This window comes from Brooklawnia cerclae (assembly GCF_011758645.1).
GTDB classification, from domain to species: domain Bacteria; phylum Actinomycetota; class Actinomycetes; order Propionibacteriales; family Propionibacteriaceae; genus Brooklawnia; species Brooklawnia cerclae.
This window is the reverse complement of the sequence record NZ_JAAMOZ010000001.1, coordinates 2,847,007-2,863,828: the sequence shown is the minus strand read 5'-3', so window position 1 is coordinate 2,863,828 and position 16,822 is coordinate 2,847,007. Positions and strand designations below refer to the sequence as shown.

Here is a 16,822-nt window from a genome sequence, read left to right as displayed (position 1 = left end):
CCGCGCGGGGAGACACCGCTGCGTCCGCCCCCTTCTACCGTTGGGCCGTCAGGGTCGTCGCGACGCGCGGGTAGCGTCCCGACGCGTCGACCACCACGAGGTCGGCGCGCAGCCCCTCGGCCAGCCGTCCCCGGTCGTCCAGCCCGGCGAGCCGCGCCGGGCCGCTGGTGACCAGGCCGATCGCGTGTGGCAGGTCGGTGATCTGGTCGTCGGCAGCGCGGAACGCCGCGGCGAGCAGCGCGGAAGGCAGGTAGTCGGACGACAGCACGTCGAGCAGGCCCTCGCGCAGCAGATCGGCGGCGGCGACGTTGTTGGTGTGGGAGCCGCCGCGCAGCAGGTTCGGGGCGCCACCGACGATCAGCAGACCCGCCGCGCGTGCCGCCCGCGCGGCCTCCAGGTTCACCGGGAACTCCGCCGCCACGCAGTGGAGCGAGACGAGGTGGGCGATCATCTCGGCCGAGTCGGGATCGTGGCCGAGCAACCGGATCCGGCCGTCGGTGGCCAGGCCGCCGAGCCAGGCCGTGTTCGCCTCAGCCGTCGGGGCGAACTTCTCGGCGCGTTCCATCAGCTGGGCGATCCGGGCGTCGGCCTCCTCGGCGGAGACCGCCTCCATGCCCACCCAGTACGACTTGAGCGGCTCGGGGTCGGTGTACTGGCCCTGCCCCGGGGTGTGGTCCTCGAAGCTGACCAGCGGCGCGGGCGAGGCGTCCGCGAGGGATTCGAGCCGTCGTCCCAGCGCGGCCGCGCCCTCGTCCGAGAGGATGTCGAGCCGGTGGAGGACGCGGTGATCGATGCGCTGCGCGGGGGCGGCGTCCACCACCCCGGCAAGCTCCAGGGCACGGCCTGGGGTGCGGGTGACCTTGTGGCTCTCCTTGTTCTGGAAGCCCGCCCCGTGGAACATCGTGGTGACCCCCGCCCCGACGGCGCGTCCCTCCAGTGAGACGATCGCGAACTCCCACGGCAGTTCGGCCGTGGGGCGGGGACGCTTCTCGCGCTCCAGCGCGTCCGAGTGCGTGTCGATGAGCCCGGGCGCGACGAACAGGCCGTGCCCGCGCAGCCGGGGCACGCGAGTCGTCCCGGGGACCCGTCCAACCGCGGCGAAGGCGGCGGACATGGGCTCGACGGCGGCGATCCGGCCGTCGCGGACGATGACGCGAGCGTTCTCCAGGACGCGGTCGCCGAGGACGGCTCGCACGTCCAGGAGGTCGTAGTCGGCCGGGTTCGAATCGAGGGGCCAGGGTTCGCTCATGCGGGGGTCTCCTCCAGCAGGTGCTCGGTGAGAGCGGCGTGGTGCGCGGCCAGCACGTTGTGGGGCGAGTCGTCGGCGACGATGCGGCCGTCGGCCATCACGAGGACGCGGCTGGCGAGTCGGGCGATGATCGTCATGTCATGGTAGACCGCCAGCACGGAGACGTCCTGGCTCCGGAGCTCCTCGATGAGGAGCAGGGCCTTCTCGCGGTTGGCCGGATCGAGCGCCGAGACGGGCTCGTCCAGCAGCAGCAGCCGGGGTGGGCTCACGGTGCCGGCCGCGAGGTTCACGCGCTGGCGCTCGCCACCCGACAGCACGTGGCAGTCGATGTCCCACAGGTTCTCGGCCAGGCCGAGTTTGTGCAGCGAGGCGGCGGCGGCGTCCGTGGCGTCCGGGCCGTCGAGCCCCCGGCGCTTCGCCGCGGTTGTCACGAGCTGGAGCGGCCCCGTGCGGGGTGGGGCGGCCAGGAACTGCGAGACGTAGCCGAGCTCTCGTCCCCGGATCGCGGCCATGCGCCGATCCGACAGGGACGTCAGCTCCACCGGGCCGGTGCTGGTGTGCAGCCGGACGACGCCGGCGTCGGGCAGGTAGGTGCGGTAGATGCACCGCAGCAGGCTCGACTTGCCCGCGCCGGACGCGCCGGCGAGCGCCACGTGCTCACCGCGGTCGACGTGCAGGCCGACATCGGCGAGCGACACGACCCGGCGTCCCCCCACCGCGTGCAGCGTGAAGGACTTGTGGAGGTGTTCCACCTCGAGGATCGGGGTCACATGTTCTCCTCAGTGGGTGGCGGCCGCGACGAGCCGCTGGGTGTACGGGTGGTGCGGGTCGGCGAACAGCTGGTCGGTCAGGCCGGTCTCGATGGTCTCGCCCTGGTGCATGACGATCGCCCGGTCGGTCAGCGCGCTGATCACCGCGAAGTCGTGCGACACCACGACCACGGCGATGCTCCGCTCGGCGACCAGCTCGCGCAGCAGGTCGAGGACGCCGGCCGCCACCGACGCGTCCAGGCCGGTCGTCGGTTCGTCCAGCAGCAGCACGTCAGGATCGTTGGCCAATGCCTTGGCGATCTGGACGCGCTGGCGCATGCCACCCGAGAACTGGCGCACCACGTCGTCCATTCGTCCCATCGGCACCTCGACCCGGTCGAGCAGGGCGGCCGCCCGGCGCCGGATGTCGTGGTACGACCGCCACCCGGCCGCGGTCAGCGCGTCCGCGATGTTTCCACCGGCCGAGATGCGCAGGTCGAGGCCCATCGCGGGGTCCTGGTGGACGACCGACAGCGTGCTGATGCGCAACTGGCGGCGCGCGGAGGCGTCCAACCCGAGCACGTTCGTGCGGCCCTGGTCCATCGCGGCCAGCCGGACGACACCGGTGGCGTCGACCTCCTCGCCGATGATGCACTTCATGACCGTCGACTTGCCCGAGCCCGATTCACCGATGACACCCAGAGCCTCGCCGGGTGCGACGTCGAAACTGACGTCGTGCACCGCCCGCACGGCTGTGGAACCGGGACGCGCGGGGTAGACCTTGCCCAGGTGCTCGACCGCCAGCGTCCACTCCTCGCCCGGCGCGGTCGCCGACGCGGCTGCCCCGTGGGCGAGGTCGTCGCGGCCCCGCAACGCGGTGGCGGTCGCCCGGACGCGGCGGGAGGGATCGGGATACCAGCGCGTGGGGGCGAGCGCCCGGTGATCGGCGGTGTCCACGTCGCCGGTGCGCACCCGGTTGCACCACTCGGTGTCGGAGCACAGGAACGATCCGTCGCGGGTCTGCACCATGTACGTGTCGGTCGACCCGCACAGGATGCAGGTCTCACCCGTGTGTTCCACCTCGAACGGGACGTCGTCGAACGTGACCGGCTCGACGGGGGTGTGTGGCGGGACGGCGTACAGCTTCTTGTCGCGGCCGTGACACAGGATGGTGAGCTGGTCGCCGCCCAGACGCGGGATGTCCCAGCGGGGGATCGGTGAGGGCGCCATGAGGTAACGGCCGCCTACCATCACGGGGTAGCCCGCGGCGGCGTTGACGACCCCGCCGGTGACCAGGTCCTCGTACATGCCGACCCAGATGCGCGAGTAGTCGGCCTCGGCATGCATCCGGTTGCACTCGGTGATGGAGCGTTCCACCGGGCGCAGCGGCTCCGATTGCGGAACCTGCAACACCATGATCTGGTCGGGGCGCAGCCGGTCCTCGGGGATGCGGTGGCGCGACTGGATGATCGTCGCCTCCCGGGTGTCGCCGGACGAGGCGCACCCCAGGGTGCCGACGATGAGGCGGCGCAGGTTGACCGCGTTCACGCCCTCCTCGTCGCCCTGGTCGATCACCTTGACGGTGTCGTCCTGCCCGCCGATGGAGACGGTGACCTGCAACCCGCCCGACCCCCAGCCGCGGGCGACCGGCATCTCGCGCGAGCCGAACGGCACCTGGAACCCGGGGACGCACACCGCGCTCAGCGCGGCTCGCCGCACCTCGCGCTTGCCCTGCTCGTCCAGGACGACCGGGCGCGTGGGCTGCGCGGCGGTGGCCCGGCTCAGCAGGCCGTCGATGTCAAGCATGTGAATGCTCCTTGGGTTCGCCGGCCGCATGGACGCGGATCGGGGTCGCGGTGGGCCCGGGTGCGGTGGGCGCCGCGAGTGAGGGGGCGGTGCGGTGGCCCGTCTGCACCTCGCGGGCGGCCTCCGCTCGGTCGAGCATCGACCGGAAGGTGACGTAGTGCGGCAGCTTGAGATGTTCGAGGAACCCGTTGGACGCGAGGCCGTCGGTGGTGTGCATGAGCAACTGCTGAAGGTCGGTGCCCTCTTCGGTGTCATGCAGCCGGTGCGCGGCCAGGTCCATGGCCGACATCGAGATCGCTTTGCGCTCGTTGTGCCCGAGGACGAGCCCGTAGCCGGCCTCGAACCGGGAGGGATCCTCGCCGCGCTCGTCCAGGTGGGCGACGGTCTCGCACTCGGTGAACCGCAGTTCGCCGATGTCGGTCGGCTCGCCGGTGACCGGGTGGGTCACCTCGATCGACGTCCGCACGTGGCGCACCTCGCCCAGGGTGATCGACTCGTCCGAGTAGCCGTCGGGGCCCAGGATCGAGCGGTACCACAGGTTCACCAGGCCGCCGGTCTCGCCGAGCGCCATCGCCGAGAGCATCGCTGAACGACCGGCGGGCAACCGGATCGGGTTGAGGGCCAGGTCGTAGGGCTCGGGGTCGTCGGGGTCCGACGGGCGCTCGGCCAGCAGGTCCCTGGCCCGCAGGTATTCGGTGTAGCGCTGCGGCATGCGATCGGGCTCCTCGGAGGTGGGAAGCGGGTTCGCGTCGGCGGGCGCGTCGAACGGGAGCAGGGGGGCGCTCCCGTCGCGGCGCAGCAGCCGGGCCGTGTAGTCGGGGGTCGCTCCGAGCAGCTGCGGCCCGTCCGGGCTGCGGTGCGCCGAGACGATGCGGCGCAGAAGCTGGCCGTGATCGGGGTCGACCGGCACGCTGAAGGCGAGACGCGGCAGCGTCGAGCGATGGGCGCGCAACAGATGGACGGCCTCGGGCAGGTCGCCGCCCGCCTGCAGGAAGGCGATGGCCGCGGTGCGGGCGTCCCACAGGCCCGCCTCGCCCTGCAGGCGGTCGAGCATCGGCGCGAACTGGGCGATCACCTGCTCGGGCGTCACCGGCTCACCGGGATCGTCGACCGCGGGGAAGGCGGGGTCGTCGAGCAGCCGCTCGGCGGCCACGATGGCCGAGGTCCCTCCCTTGTTGGTGCCTGCGTAGGTCATGCCGATGCTCCTTCCGGGACGGACCCGACCGATGCGTGCGATGTGCGTGGGAGCCCGGCGACGCGTCCCGCATCGTCGACCAGCAGGACGTCGATGCCCCGGGGGAAAGCGGCGCACAGTTCGGCGCGAGCGCTCCACCACTGTGGGTCGAGGCCGGCCGACATCGTGACGGAACCGTCGATCCCGGGACCGGACAGCCATACGGGAAGGCCGGCGTCCAGCGTCGTCGTCCGCTGGACGAGCAGGGCGCCTTCGTGTGGGCTCAGCGAGGTGCCGACCGGCAGGCCTCGCATGGCGGCCGGATCTGTCTCGTCGGCCAGGACGAACCGTGCTCGGCCCACGTCGCCTACGCGTGCACCGGTGAGCGCCGCGATGCCGTGAACCGCGTCCCGCGACGCAGCGGTGAGCGGTGCGACCGAGACCATCAGGTCGGTGAGCGCGAGCAGCGGCAGGTGCGTCGCGGGACGGTCGGGGGCCAGGGACCCCATGCCCAGGATCGTCCCGGGATGAGCCAAGGCCTCCAGGCAACGGCGGAACACCCGTTGTGCGGTGTCGGGGGTGAGCTCGACGGCGGTCATCACAACACCTCCTCGAATTGGACGATGGTGGGTCGTAGCCGTTCCCATTCGGCCGCACGAGCGCGCGTCAGCTCGTCGCGGCGGTCGTCGAGCAGGTGGGCGATCTCGGCTTCCAGGTCGCCCTGACGCGTCAGCTCGGCCTCGCAGACCGCCTGGGCGAGTGCCCCGCGAGGGTCCTCGCCGAGCCGTATGCCCCAGCCCCGGGCCTGGTCGAGGTGCACTTCGCAACTGGTCGCCACCGCATCGGCGAGGATGAACCGGTCGCCGGCGAGGGGCTCGCGCACCTGTACGACGATCGTTCCGACGCGAGGCGGCCTGACGATCACCAGGCCGTCGGGGCCGGCGGAGGCGAGGATGCGGTCGGCCAGGGGCGCCAGCACCTTCGCGGGGGTTCGGGCCAGGAGACCGGCGGCGACATGTCGTGGCAGGGCAATCACGTGATCCACTTAAGCCTCCGCGCGGGAAACCCCCCTTTCCCGGTGGTGAACGGGCCGTGAACAGGTGCCGAACCCCCGAACCGGTTGTCACTGTGCCGGGCCGCCGGTACGCATCATGTGAGGTCCGGTTGCTTGAGGCGACGGGAAACCACGAGAGAATCTGACGCCGGATGCCGTTGTGGGCGATTCAGTGGCGGAATATGCGAACTGGCGTCAGATTCTCTCGGAGATCAGGCGAGTCTGCAGACGATGCGCACCATGTCCATGCGTGACCACACGCGGCTGAACCACAGGGGACGGCCGGATCCGGCCTCGATGGTGAGCGACTCCACGAGCCAGGTCTGCTGCTCGGGACGCAGATCGAGCCGATCGCGAGCGGCGTAGGGGGGTTGGTCGACGGTCATGCGACACCAGGTGCGCCGCGGCTGCCATCCGGCCGCCAATGCGACTTCGGCCAGCGACTCGATGATGTGCATGCCGGGCACGCTCACCTGGTCGAGGTCGGGATCGAGGTACTCCTCGAGGTACACGCTCGGCACGTCGTCGATGTAGCCGAGGCGGGTCATGAGGTGCACGGACGTGTCCGCGGGGAGCTCCAGCGCGGCCGCCACCTCGGGGTCGTGGGTGGTGGTGTGCCCCAGCGAGAAGGTTCGCGCTGTCGACCCCTGCTCCTCGACGGTCGCGTGCAGAGAGGGGAGCTGATCGGAGGAGATCAGGTAGTCGATGCGCTTGTGAACGAAGGTGCCGTTGCCCTGCAACCGCCGGATGAGGTATTGGCGCTCGAGGATGGCCAGCGCGCGGCGGACCATCGCGCGCGTGGTGCCCCAGGTGGCCGCCAGTTCGTGTTCGGACGGCAGCCGGGTGCCCGGCTGCAGACAGGCGATCGACGAGGCGAGCGAGTCGGCGAGGCTTTCGGGGGTGGAAGCCATCATCACCTCACCATTCGCCGTACCCAGATGCTCAGAGCCTCCACGAGCAGCACGACCAGCAGGATGGCGAGCACGATCGTGGTCACCACGTCGAACCGGATCACGCGGCTGGCATTGAGCAGGAGGTAGCCGACGCCCCCGGCCCCGACGATGCCCAGCAGCGTCGCGGACCTGATGTTGACGTCGAGCAGATACAGGATGTGCGCGACGAACGCGGGCAGCGCCTGGCGAAGCGTTGCCGCGAAGAACACCTGGGCGCCGGTCGCGCCGTTGGCGCGGATCGCGTCCTGCACCCCGGTGTCGGTCTCCTCCAGGGAGTCGGCGACGAGCTTGGACAGCAGCCCGACGGCACCGATCGACAGTGCGAGGGTGCCCGCCACACCGCCGAGACCCGAGATGACGACGAAGATGATCGCCAGGATGAGTTCGGGTATGCCACGGACGACGACGATGACGACCCGGAAGAACGTGTGGAGGGCCTTGTTGGCGACCACGTTCCGAGCGGCCAGGACACCGATCGGGAGCGCGAGGACCGATCCGAGCAGCGTGGCCGCCAGACCGATCTGCACCGTCACGACCATCTGCCCGGCGACCGCGGCGACGATGTCGGGCTCGAGGTTGGGCGGGAAGAACTGGCCGAGTGTGTTGGGAAGCTTGGACAGGCCGACCCGCACGGCCTGCCACGACACGTTCACCTCGAGGGTGGACGCCGCGATGACCAGCATGACCAGCGCGAGGTTCGCGAAGCGGAGGATCCGGGCGCCGTTCCAGGGAGGATCCAGGCGGCCGGGGGAGGGATCGCGGTGGGCCAGGGAGTCGAGGAACCGCTCCCCGAACCCACGCTTGCCGGCCCCCGAGTTCATCAGGGCAGCCCGGATGGCCCCCGAGACCAGCTCGGTCGCGATGCACAACAGAAGGACCAGGAGGGCGAGCGCCATGCCGCGTTTGAAGTTCAGCGTGTTGAGGGCGTCCGACATCGCCAGGCCGATGCCCCCGACCCCGACGTACCCGAGGAGCACCGAGGTGCGCAGGTTGATGTCGAAGCGGTGCAGCGCGGTGGCGATGATCTGGGGCATGAGCTGCGGGATGACGGCGGTGAAGATGCCTTGCCAGCGGCTGCCACCGGCCGAACGGACGGCTTCCTGGGGGCCGTTGTCGAGCGATTCGATGGCGTCCGCGTAGAGCTTGCCGACCATGCCCACGGAGTGGATGCCCATGGCGAGGATGCCCGGGACGGCGCCGAGCCCGAAGACACGGAAGAAGAAGATCGCGAGCACGAGGTCGGGCACGGCACGGGCGAGGACGATGATGGCGCGCGCGGTGCCGCGGGCGAATCGTCCCGTGGTGGTGTTCCAGGCGGCGAACAGTGCGACCGGCAGCGACAGCACGACAGCCAGCACCGTCGCCAGCAGGACGATGGCCAGCGTCTCCAGGACGAGGGAGACCAGGTCGCCCAGCGGCGGGAAGCTGAGGGGGAACATGCGGCCCACGAACCGCTGGGCGTTGTCGAGCGACTGGGCCATGGACGTGGGGTCGATGCCGAGGGAGACGACCGACCAGATCGACGCGATCAACAGGACCACCATGATCGTGCTCGTGGCGATCTGGTTCACCGATGGGCGGGGGGCTTGGGGAAGCTCGGCCCGATAGGTGGCCGGCAGGGTGCTGATGGCGGTGGTCATCAGGCGTTGGCCACCGTGGGCGTGGTCTGGGAGGCGGTTCCGGTGGCGGCTGGTTCCTCGTCGTCGGAGACCGCGGCGACCCGGTCGTAGACGTGGAGGGCGTCCTCGCTGGTCATGTTGTCTCCCGGCCGGTCGAGCACCTTGCGTCCGGACTGCAGGCCGATGATGTGGTCGGCGACCTCGACGGCCGTCTGCACCTGGTGCAGCGAGCAGATGACGGTCAGGTGTTCCTCGCGGGCGATGCGGGTGATGAGCTCGAGAACCTGGGCGGACGACACGGGGTCGAGCGAGGCGACGGGCTCGTCGGCGAGCAGGATCTTGGGCTGCTGGATCAGCGCCCGGGCGATGGCGACCCGCTGCTGCTGGCCGCCCGACAGGGTGTCGGCGCGCTGGAACGCCCGGTCTGCCAGCCCGACGCGTTCCAGTTGCTCCATCGCGGTGCTCTTCACCGCCCGGGGATAGGTGAGCAGCGAGAACCGGGGGCCACGGAGCGAGCCCAGGCGTCCCGAGCACACGTTCTCGAGCACCGACATGGGGCCGACCAGATGGAAGTGCTGGAAGATGAAGCCGATCTGCTTGCGCAAGTCGCGCAGCTCACGCTCCGAGGCGGAGCCGACATCGGTGCCCAGGACGCGCACGGTGCCCGAGGTCGGGCGATGCAATCCGTTGATGTGACGCAGCATCGTGGATTTCCCCGAACCCGACAGGCCGAGCAGCACCGTCGTCCGCCCCCTCTCGAACCGCGCGTCCACGTGGTCGAGACCGAACACGGTCTCGGAGAACTGCTTGGTCACCTGGTTGAAGACGACGGGGAAATCGTCGGGCGTGGGTAGCTCGGAGATCTGCTGCGTCATGGATTGCTTGCTCCTTCGTGTAGGCGTGCCGGGGGTGGGATCGGTGCGACCCCACCCCCGGCACGGGGGATCCTGGTACGTCAGGCTGCTTCGCAGGCCTCGGACTTGGTCAGGTCGCAGACCTTGCGGATGCCGTCGTAGTCGGCGTCCGTGACCTTGGCGAAGCCCCACTTGTCCTCGGGGAGCTGACAGCTGTCGGCGTCGGTGCAATACCCCTGCTCGACCATCGAGTCGACGTTGGTGTCGAGGATGGCGGCGCTGATCTTCTCCTGCTGGTCGGCGCTCAGGGTCTCGGTGTTGATGGCCACCGGGGAGCCCATGATCATCTCCGACTCCCAGATCTTGGTGTAGTCGGCCTCGTTGAGGCTGCCCTTGTCGGACAGCGTGCTCATCATGGTGTCGTACGCGAAGGCCGCGTCGCAGCCGCCCTGGCTCAGGGTCAGCAGGGAGCCGTCGTGGCTGCCGGCCATCACCGGGGTGATGTCGGCCTCGGGGTCGATGCCGACTTCGAGCAGGCCGGCGCTCGGGTAGAGGTACCCGGAGGTGGAGGCCTTGTCGACGAAGCAGACCGTCTTGCCCTTGACATCGTCGATCGTGGTGATGCCGGAGCCGCTCTTCGTCCACAGGTACGAGGAGTAGCCGGGCTCGGCGCCTTCCTTGCTGACCATGGAGCCGACGGGCTCGATGGTCGCGCCGCTGTCCTTGGCGATCTTGTAGGAGAACGGGCCGTAGCCGGCGATGTCGATCTGACCGGAGCGCTGGCCCTCGATGACGGCCGCGTAGTTCGTGGCCTCCTGGAACTCGATGGTGACGCCGGCGTCCTTCTCGATCTTCTGCAGGAGGACGTCGTACTGAGCCTGCAGGCTCGACGACTCCTCGGAGGGCACGGCGGCGAACACGATGGTGGTCTTCTCGGCGGGGGCGTCGGACGAACCGGAGCCGGTGGAATTCGAGTCGCTACCACAACCCGCGATCGCGAGGGCCGCAAGGCCTGCGACCGCCGCAGCGGCGATTCGGGTGACAGAACGCATCTGGATTCTCCCTTGCATATCTCTTGCGCTTGGATCCCAATCAACACGTCGGGACCGACGGGGTCGTTTCATGCAGGTGAACGCCGGGCGAGTTCTGGCCGACGAGATGGGGGTATGGATAACGAAATGGTTACGCATCCTCCCGTCGTCCTGGCGCGCCCGGGCGCTAGGGTCTATGGCCAGACGCGGATGGAACCAGTGAGGGAGCGTGGCGTGCGGGCGAAGCCGGGACTCGTGGCGGTCTGTTGTGCGACCACGCTCGTGAGCGCTTGTTCGCTCACCGGCGACCCGACCGAGCGGGCGCTCGACCGCATCGTCGAGGACGCGGGAGGCCGGCTCGTCACCGCGGTGAGCCTCGGGGACGGTGCACAGGACGTGGGTGCCGTCGTCCGGCTACCGGGCGGCGACGTGGCCGTCGACGCGGAAGGACGTAGCGACCCGGCGGTGGACGGCCAACTTCGCCCGTCCGGTGCGAGTCTGGTGGACGATCTCGACCTGGACGCGCTGACCGCGCGACTCGACGCCGTGCGGGCCTCGTGCGATGCGGAACCAGGGGTGGAGGCCCAGCTCAGCCCGGCCGGGGCGTTGTTCGTGTATTCGACCTGCGCGGGTGAGCCCGGGCCCACGGTGTCGGTCGCCGGGGTCGAGGGAGCCACCGAGCTCGACTTCACCACGATCGACGGCGTGGCACAGCTGCTGCGGGAGGCTGCCGTCGCGGTGCCGGGTGCCGCCGCGTGGCAGGTGTCCATCCCAGGGCCCAGTTCGCCGCGCGGGGCGACGGCGCGGGCCGAGGGCGGGCTGTGGGGACTGCCCGACGGTTCGTCGTGTCAGGTGGTGTACGAACGGCTCGAGCGTCCGCAGTCGGGCGAGGCGCCCTGGCGCTACCGATGCGACGGCTACGGCCAGCAGAGGAGCACCAGCAGCGACGTCCAGCAGCAGTTCGTGCCGACGACGGTCGACGCGCAGGCCGTGGTGGACGCGATGGCACTCGCCGTCCAGCGCGGCGGGTTCACGCACGACGAGGTGATGTACTACGTCGTCACGGACATGCTGGTGGACGGCCCGGTGGTCATCGCGATGACCACCGACCGCTCCAGCACCGTGGCCCTGGCGTAGACGGAGCGGGCGAGGGTCAGTTCTGCTTGCTCGCGAGCAGGTCGCGGATCTCGGACAGGAGCTCCGTCTCGGTCGCCGCGGCTTCCTCGGCCTCTTCGGGCTTGCTGGTGAGTTCCTTGTATTTGTTGATCGGCAGGATGATGCCGAAGTAGATGACGACCGCGAGAAGCAGGAAGCTCACGGTCACGGTCAGGAAGGGGCCGACGGGCACCCCGCCGGGCGCGAAGTTGTCGAAGTTGGGCTCGCCGCCCAGCACCTTGGAGACCAGGCTGAGGATGATGTTGGTGAACGCCTCCACGACCTTGCCGAATGCGGTGCCCATGATGAACGCGACGGCCATCTCGATGAGGTTGCCGCGCATGACGAATTCTTTGAAGCCCTTCATGATTCTCTCCTCGTGGGGTGGAGCGCGCCCATGGGGCGCGTCAGCTGGTTGGGGCAGTACGCGCCACCCAATACACCTTGCGACGACGACCATGTCAATAGCGCCACTCAACGCAGGACGATGCTCATGCGCATCTGGCTGGCGGCAGCGGCGAGGGTCGCGGCGGTGCCGGGATCGGTGGCGACCACCACCAGCGCACCGGATTCCCCTGTGGTGAAGTCGTCGTCCGCGCTTGCGGGGAGGGCTGCCACGCGCACGTCGGTGGCCAGGTCGACGGGCCCGCCGTCGCTCGTCGACCCGACCACACTGATCCGGTCACCGACGTGGAGGAGCGCGGCGACCCCGGCATCGGTGATGCGGAAGGGCACGAGCCGCTCGTCGGCCGACGCGTCGCCGGGTCGAGCGCCCATGAGGGACGCCGCGGTGAGCACGCTGCCGGCGGTCTGGGCGCCGGTCAGTGTGGCGCCGACGGCCTCGTCCAGGCTCGTCAGCGCCGAGGCCGGGACGAACTGGCCGGGAATGTCGATCTCACGCACATCGTCGGCGGAGATCCGGTCACCGGAGGCCAGTTCGTGCGCCGCGACCACGACGGTGACCGAGTCGGGCTGTTGCGGCGCGAGCGCCGAGAGAGTGGCGAACAGGCAGACGACGGCCGAGGCGATCCCGAGCCCGCGGCGGTGCCATCGCACGGCGCGAGCCAGGTGCGCGAAACGGCCGGGACGAGCGGCGGATGCAGGCGAGGAAGAAGAGGAGGAGATCACACCCTGGTTGTGGGTGCGGGACGAGTGAGTCGGTCACTGTCCACAGGCCCGATGGACGCCGGGCCGGGCTCCCGTGGGCTCAGGCGGCGTCCTTGCCCGACGAGGATGCCGAGCCGGAGGAATCCGAGGAGGTCGACGAGGTCGAGGACGAGGAGGCGCCCGACTCCGAGGAGTGCGTCGTCTTCGCCGTCAGATCGGCGGCGGTGGACGACTTGCGGGAGTCGGTGGCGTAGAAGCCGGAGCCCTTGAAGACGATGCCCACCGAGTTGAAGACCTTGCGCAGGGGGCCGCCGCATTCGGGGCAGATGGTCAGTGGGTCGTCGCTGAACTTCTGGAATGCTTCGAGCTCGTTGTGGCAGGTCTGGCAGCGGTATTGGTAGGTGGGCATGGGTCTGCTTTCGCTGGTGTGATCGGTGTGATCGCGGGGAGGGCGGTGGCACTCTCGAGTCCCGATTGCTAATGGTACTCCGCCTCGGTGGGGGGTCCGAATCGCGGATGGCAGCGGACGGTGCGCGTCGGGGTGACGATCCAGTCGATCGGCCGGTCGTGCGGCGCCTGCGGCACGGACTCGATCTCGTCGTCGTTGAGCAGGACGATCACCGGCGTGCCGGCGGCCGCGTGGACGAGCGCCCGGTCGTACCAGCCGCCGCCGGTGCCCAGCCGGCTGCCGTCGGTGCCCGCGCGTAGCGCCGAGGCCACGACGACGATCGCCTGCGACAGGGCATCGGGCCCGAGCCCGTCCGCGGAGGGCTCGGGGATGCCGAACAGGCCGGGCCGCAGATCCTCGCGTCCGGCGTACCAGGCCCAGTCGGGTCCACCACGCCGGGTGCCGTCGGGCAGGGGCCCGAGCCTGGGGACCAGGACGGGATGCCCCGACGCGGCGAGCGCGTCCACCAGGAGCGAGGTGCCGGGCTCGGTGCCGGCCGACAGGTAACAGGAGACGGCCGCGTCCCTGCGACCGGAGGTCAGCCGCTCGACCAGCGCCAGTGCGAGGACGTCGCGGGCGCGGTCGTCGTCGCGCCGCTGTCGCTCGGTGCGCGATGCCCGGCCGCGTGTGCTGCGCTCGCGAATCTCGAGGCGCGCGGTCGGGCAAACAGGGTCGGGGGAAGCCACTCGCTTATCGTAGGGGCATGGGTCTGTTCAAACGTCGCCCCGCGGAGACCACGGTGGTCGAGCCCGTCGAGGTCGCCCCCGCCCCCGTCCTGCCGCCCCCGCCTCCGTCCGATCATGCGGGACGACGCGTGGTCGGCGATCAGCAGAAGTACCTGCTCTCGCTGGTCCAGCCGCTGCCGGCGTTCGGCATGTACCTGCTCGATGCCTGGGGCACGGCGGTGTGCGAGGACATCGTGGCCGACACGTTCCAGCCGATCGACGACCTGGTGGCGGTCGACGGATACGCGGTGAGGTCCAGCGACCTGGAGGGGGCCGATGCGAGCAGCCCCATCACGTTGCGGCTGCGGGACGACGACCGCGTCGCGAAGGTGAGCGCGGCCGTGCGGGTGCGCAGTGGCCAGGTGCTCCCGGAGGGGGCGGACGCCGTCGTCCCCGCCGGCCGGGCGGTCCTGGAGGGCACGGTGCTGACCGTCGAACGGCCGGTGGCGCCGGGCGACTTCGTCCGCAGGGCCGGGTCGGAGGTCAGGGCGGGTGTTCCCCTCATGCGCTCGGGTGAGCGGCTCGATGCCCGCCGCAGCGCCCTGTTGGCGATGGCGGGCGTCGACCGGGTGCTCGCGCGTCCCCGGCCGAGGGTCGTCGTCCTCAGCCTGGCCGACGCGGATTCCGATCCGGCCGACGTCGACTCGCACCTGCTGGCGGCCGCGGCCAAGGCCGACGGGGCACAGGTCTGGCGCGTCGGGCTGGCCACGGGCACCGACCGCGAACTGCACGACCTGATCAGCGACCAGTTGATCCGCGCCGACATCGTGGTCGCCACCGGGGCGCTGGACGGGCAGGCACAGCTTCCGCGGGTGGTGTCCACCATGGGGCCCACCGACATGGCGAGCGTGCTGATGTCGCCGGGTGGGCGCATCGGGTTCGGGTTGATCGGCGAGGACGAGATCCCCATGGTGATGCTCCCGGACGATCCCGTGGCCGCCTACGCCGACTACCAGGTCTTCGTCCGCCCGCTCGTCCGCAAGCTCATGGGCACCCCGGTCGTGCAGCGGGAGCAGGTGAGTTGCCTGGTCGGGGGCGAGCTGTCCAGCTCGCGCGGCCTGTTCGACCTGCGGTTCGGCACCGTGCGGGAGCAGTCGGGCGAGAAGGTCGTCGTCCCGATCGGGCGGCCCGACAACCCGCGTCTGGCCGATCTCGTGGCCGCCGACGCCGTCGTCGTGCTTCCCGAGGCGACGACCTCGGTGGGGTTGGGCGAACGTGTCGGCTGCTGGTTGCTGGCCGACTGACGTGCCGAGTTCCGGATCCGGACCTCACCGGGTTCCCGAGGGCGTCGTCTGGCCCGAGCATCATTCCTGGCCCGTGGTCCTGCGGGCCGGGGCGCTGGTGCTGCGCCCGATCGGCAAGCACGAGGCGATCATCTGGGACGCGTTGCGGGCGTCCAACTACTTCTGGACGCGTGAATGGGATGCCACCATGCCGCCCGCCACGACGACGCGTCCGCTGCCCTTCGACCGCTGGCTACGCCAGACGAACCAACAGGGGCGGGCGGGCACGCTCATCCCCTGGGGGATGGCGATCGATCCCGACTGGCCCTCCGATCCCCGCCCGCCCGACCGGACACGCCTGATGGGGCAGCTGACGGTGGCGAACATCGTCCTCGGATCGGCCCGTTCGGCCACGATCGGCTACTGGATCGACCGGCACTACGCCGGTCGCGGCCTGACCCCGGTGGCGGTCGCCCTGGCCTGCGACTACCTGTGGCAGGTGCTGCGGCTGCACCGTGTCGAGATCGCCATCCGTCCCGAGAACCGGCCCAGCCTGCGCGTGGTCGAGAAACTCGGTTTCCGCGAGGAGGGGCTGCGTCCCGCGTTCCTGCACATCGACGGTGACTGGCGCGATCACCGGATCTTCGCGTTGAACGCGGAGGAGGTGCCCGGCGGGTTGCTCGATCGGTACCTGGACGGACGGCCGCTCCCGGTGATCGGGAGAAGCGGCGGAACGCCGTTCGGCACGGGCGGCGAATTCGCTGCCGGCTGATTGCCCGCCACCGGCGGCGCGCCTGAATCACAACGATGTGGTTCGCCCGTACGTTGAGTGCATGCTTACGGGGGTGATCTTCGGGACGATCGTCGTCGCCTGGATCGCGTACCTGGTTCCCTGGTACCTGGGACGACGTGACCAGGGTGCACAGTTGGACGACGACGCGATCGACGGCTTCGCCGATTCGATGCACGTCGTCCGGCGGGGTAGCGACGGGTTCGGCGGTCAGGGGTTCCTGACCGATTCGGGCGCCGACGTGTCGACCCCGCTCATGCGCCGGGCCGCTCGGTTCGACCATCGACGGGCGATGCAGATCGCCGTGAAGCGCCGTCGCCTGGGTCTGGTCGTGCACCTCTCCCTCGTCGTGATCGGCGCGATCATCCCGTTCTTCGCGCCGCTTCCTCACACGTGGTCGCTCATCCCCGTGGGGCTGTTGTTCGTCTTCCTGATCCTGAGTCGGATCAGCACCGTCACCGTCAACCGGATGATCGCCGAGCGCCGTGCCAGCGTGAGCTGCACCAGCGCCGAGCCGACCGTGCTCATCTCGCCGGGGTCGGACGAGGAGACCACCGCGCTGACGGCCAACGAGACCGAGCGCTCGATCCGGCTGTCGGACTCACCCGACACCATCGGCTCGCTGTGGGACCCGATCCCCGTGACGCCGACGGCCTACACCTCTCGTCCGCTGCTGCCACGGTCGGTGCGGACGATCGACCTCGCCGCGCCGGTGGCCTCCAGCGAGGTGCGCGTCCCCGTGACCGCGGATCAGCAGCCACCCGCGGGCGTCGCGGAGCAGGCCTCGCCACAGGATGCCCAGGACGAGCAGGCGTCTGCCGTCGAGGATCCCGAGGCCCAGCAGGACGAACTGCCCGACATGCCGCGCGCTGTGGGGGAGTGAGG

18 protein-coding genes are annotated in these 16,822 nt (G+C 70.3%); 4 read left to right on the top strand and 14 right to left on the bottom strand.

From position 1 onward, the window contains the following. Positions 1–34: 34 nt before the first annotated feature. The 10 genes from FB473_RS13260 to FB473_RS13215 form a co-directional block, all read right to left on the bottom strand. A complete protein-coding gene (locus FB473_RS13260) occupies positions 35–1,249 on the bottom strand; it encodes an alpha-D-ribose 1-methylphosphonate 5-triphosphate diphosphatase (RefSeq protein WP_167168605.1) in 1,215 nt (404 codons plus the stop codon). Beyond that, a complete protein-coding gene (locus FB473_RS13255) occupies positions 1,246–2,019 on the bottom strand; it encodes an ATP-binding cassette domain-containing protein (RefSeq protein ID WP_167168603.1) in 774 nt (257 codons plus the stop codon). Before FB473_RS13255 ends, FB473_RS13260 begins: the two co-directional genes overlap by 4 nt. Positions 2,020–2,028: 9 nt before the next feature. After that, the gene (locus tag FB473_RS13250) at positions 2,029–3,804 is read right to left on the bottom strand and encodes an alpha-D-ribose 1-methylphosphonate 5-phosphate C-P-lyase PhnJ (RefSeq protein WP_167168600.1); all 1,776 of its coding nucleotides are present in this window, start codon (positions 3,802–3,804) and stop codon (positions 2,029–2,031) included. Then, the gene (locus FB473_RS13245) at positions 3,797–4,999 is read right to left on the bottom strand and encodes a carbon-phosphorus lyase complex subunit PhnI (protein ID WP_167168597.1); all 1,203 of its coding nucleotides are present in this window, start codon (positions 4,997–4,999) and stop codon (positions 3,797–3,799) included. Before FB473_RS13245 ends, FB473_RS13250 begins: the two co-directional genes overlap by 8 nt. Further along, positions 4,996–5,577, bottom strand: a complete 582-nt coding sequence (phnH, locus tag FB473_RS13240) for a phosphonate C-P lyase system protein PhnH (RefSeq protein ID WP_167168594.1) — start codon at positions 5,575–5,577, stop codon at positions 4,996–4,998. The genes FB473_RS13245 and phnH overlap by 4 nt, the downstream gene beginning before the upstream one ends. Continuing rightward, positions 5,577–6,023, bottom strand: a complete 447-nt coding sequence (locus FB473_RS13235) for a phosphonate C-P lyase system protein PhnG (protein ID WP_167168591.1) — start codon at positions 6,021–6,023, stop codon at positions 5,577–5,579. The genes phnH and FB473_RS13235 overlap by 1 nt, the downstream gene beginning before the upstream one ends. 221 nt (positions 6,024–6,244) lie before the next feature. Further along, a complete protein-coding gene (locus FB473_RS13230; protein ID WP_167168588.1) occupies positions 6,245–6,946 on the bottom strand; it encodes a GntR family transcriptional regulator in 702 nt (233 codons plus the stop codon). Next, on the bottom strand, positions 6,946–8,625 hold the full coding sequence (gene phnE, locus FB473_RS13225) for a phosphonate ABC transporter, permease protein PhnE (protein WP_167168584.1): 1,680 nt from the start codon (positions 8,623–8,625) through the stop codon (positions 6,946–6,948). Before phnE ends, FB473_RS13230 begins: the two co-directional genes overlap by 1 nt. Continuing rightward, positions 8,625–9,479 carry a phosphonate ABC transporter ATP-binding protein gene (gene phnC, locus FB473_RS13220; protein ID WP_167168581.1) on the bottom strand — a complete coding sequence of 285 codons (855 nt, stop codon included), beginning with the start codon at positions 9,477–9,479 and terminating at the stop codon, positions 8,625–8,627. The genes phnE and phnC overlap by 1 nt, the downstream gene beginning before the upstream one ends. An 80-nt stretch (positions 9,480–9,559) precedes the next feature. After that, positions 9,560–10,510 carry a phosphate/phosphite/phosphonate ABC transporter substrate-binding protein gene (locus tag FB473_RS13215; protein ID WP_167168579.1) on the bottom strand — a complete coding sequence of 317 codons (951 nt, stop codon included), beginning with the start codon at positions 10,508–10,510 and terminating at the stop codon, positions 9,560–9,562. 213 nt (positions 10,511–10,723) lie between these two features. On the opposite strand from FB473_RS13215, the gene FB473_RS13210 reads away from it, so the two are divergent. Further along, the gene (locus FB473_RS13210) at positions 10,724–11,626 is read left to right on the top strand and encodes a hypothetical protein (protein ID WP_167168576.1); all 903 of its coding nucleotides are present in this window, start codon (positions 10,724–10,726) and stop codon (positions 11,624–11,626) included. Between the two features lie 16 nt (positions 11,627–11,642). Here FB473_RS13210 and mscL read toward each other — a convergent pair whose 3' ends face one another. The 4 genes from mscL to FB473_RS13190 form a co-directional block, all read right to left on the bottom strand. Continuing rightward, positions 11,643–12,011 (bottom strand): large conductance mechanosensitive channel protein MscL, encoded by a 369-nt coding sequence (gene mscL, locus FB473_RS13205; RefSeq protein ID WP_167168573.1) that lies wholly within the window; start codon positions 12,009–12,011, stop codon positions 11,643–11,645. Positions 12,012–12,118: 107 nt separating this feature from the next. After that, positions 12,119–12,700, bottom strand: a complete 582-nt coding sequence (locus FB473_RS13200; protein ID WP_167168571.1) for an SAF domain-containing protein — start codon at positions 12,698–12,700, stop codon at positions 12,119–12,121. A 151-nt stretch (positions 12,701–12,851) separates the two neighbouring features. Next, positions 12,852–13,160, bottom strand: coding sequence for an FmdB family zinc ribbon protein (locus FB473_RS13195; protein WP_167168568.1), 309 nt, complete (start codon positions 13,158–13,160; stop codon positions 12,852–12,854). Positions 13,161–13,228: 68 nt separating this feature from the next. After that, on the bottom strand, positions 13,229–13,885 hold the full coding sequence (locus FB473_RS13190; RefSeq protein WP_167168565.1) for a 5-formyltetrahydrofolate cyclo-ligase: 657 nt from the start codon (positions 13,883–13,885) through the stop codon (positions 13,229–13,231). Positions 13,886–13,902: 17 nt separating this feature from the next. Here FB473_RS13190 and FB473_RS13185 point away from each other — a divergent pair, with 17 nt between their 5' ends. From FB473_RS13185 to FB473_RS13175, 3 genes are all read left to right on the top strand, one after another. Beyond that, positions 13,903–15,168, top strand: coding sequence for a molybdopterin molybdotransferase MoeA (locus tag FB473_RS13185; RefSeq protein WP_167168561.1), 1,266 nt, complete (start codon positions 13,903–13,905; stop codon positions 15,166–15,168). 73 nt (positions 15,169–15,241) lie between these two features. After that, the gene (locus FB473_RS13180) at positions 15,242–15,919 is read left to right on the top strand and encodes a GNAT family N-acetyltransferase (RefSeq protein WP_341770123.1); all 678 of its coding nucleotides are present in this window, start codon (positions 15,242–15,244) and stop codon (positions 15,917–15,919) included. A 61-nt stretch (positions 15,920–15,980) separates the two neighbouring features. Next, the gene (locus FB473_RS13175) at positions 15,981–16,820 is read left to right on the top strand and encodes a hypothetical protein (protein WP_167168555.1); all 840 of its coding nucleotides are present in this window, start codon (positions 15,981–15,983) and stop codon (positions 16,818–16,820) included. Positions 16,821–16,822 lie beyond the last annotated feature (2 nt).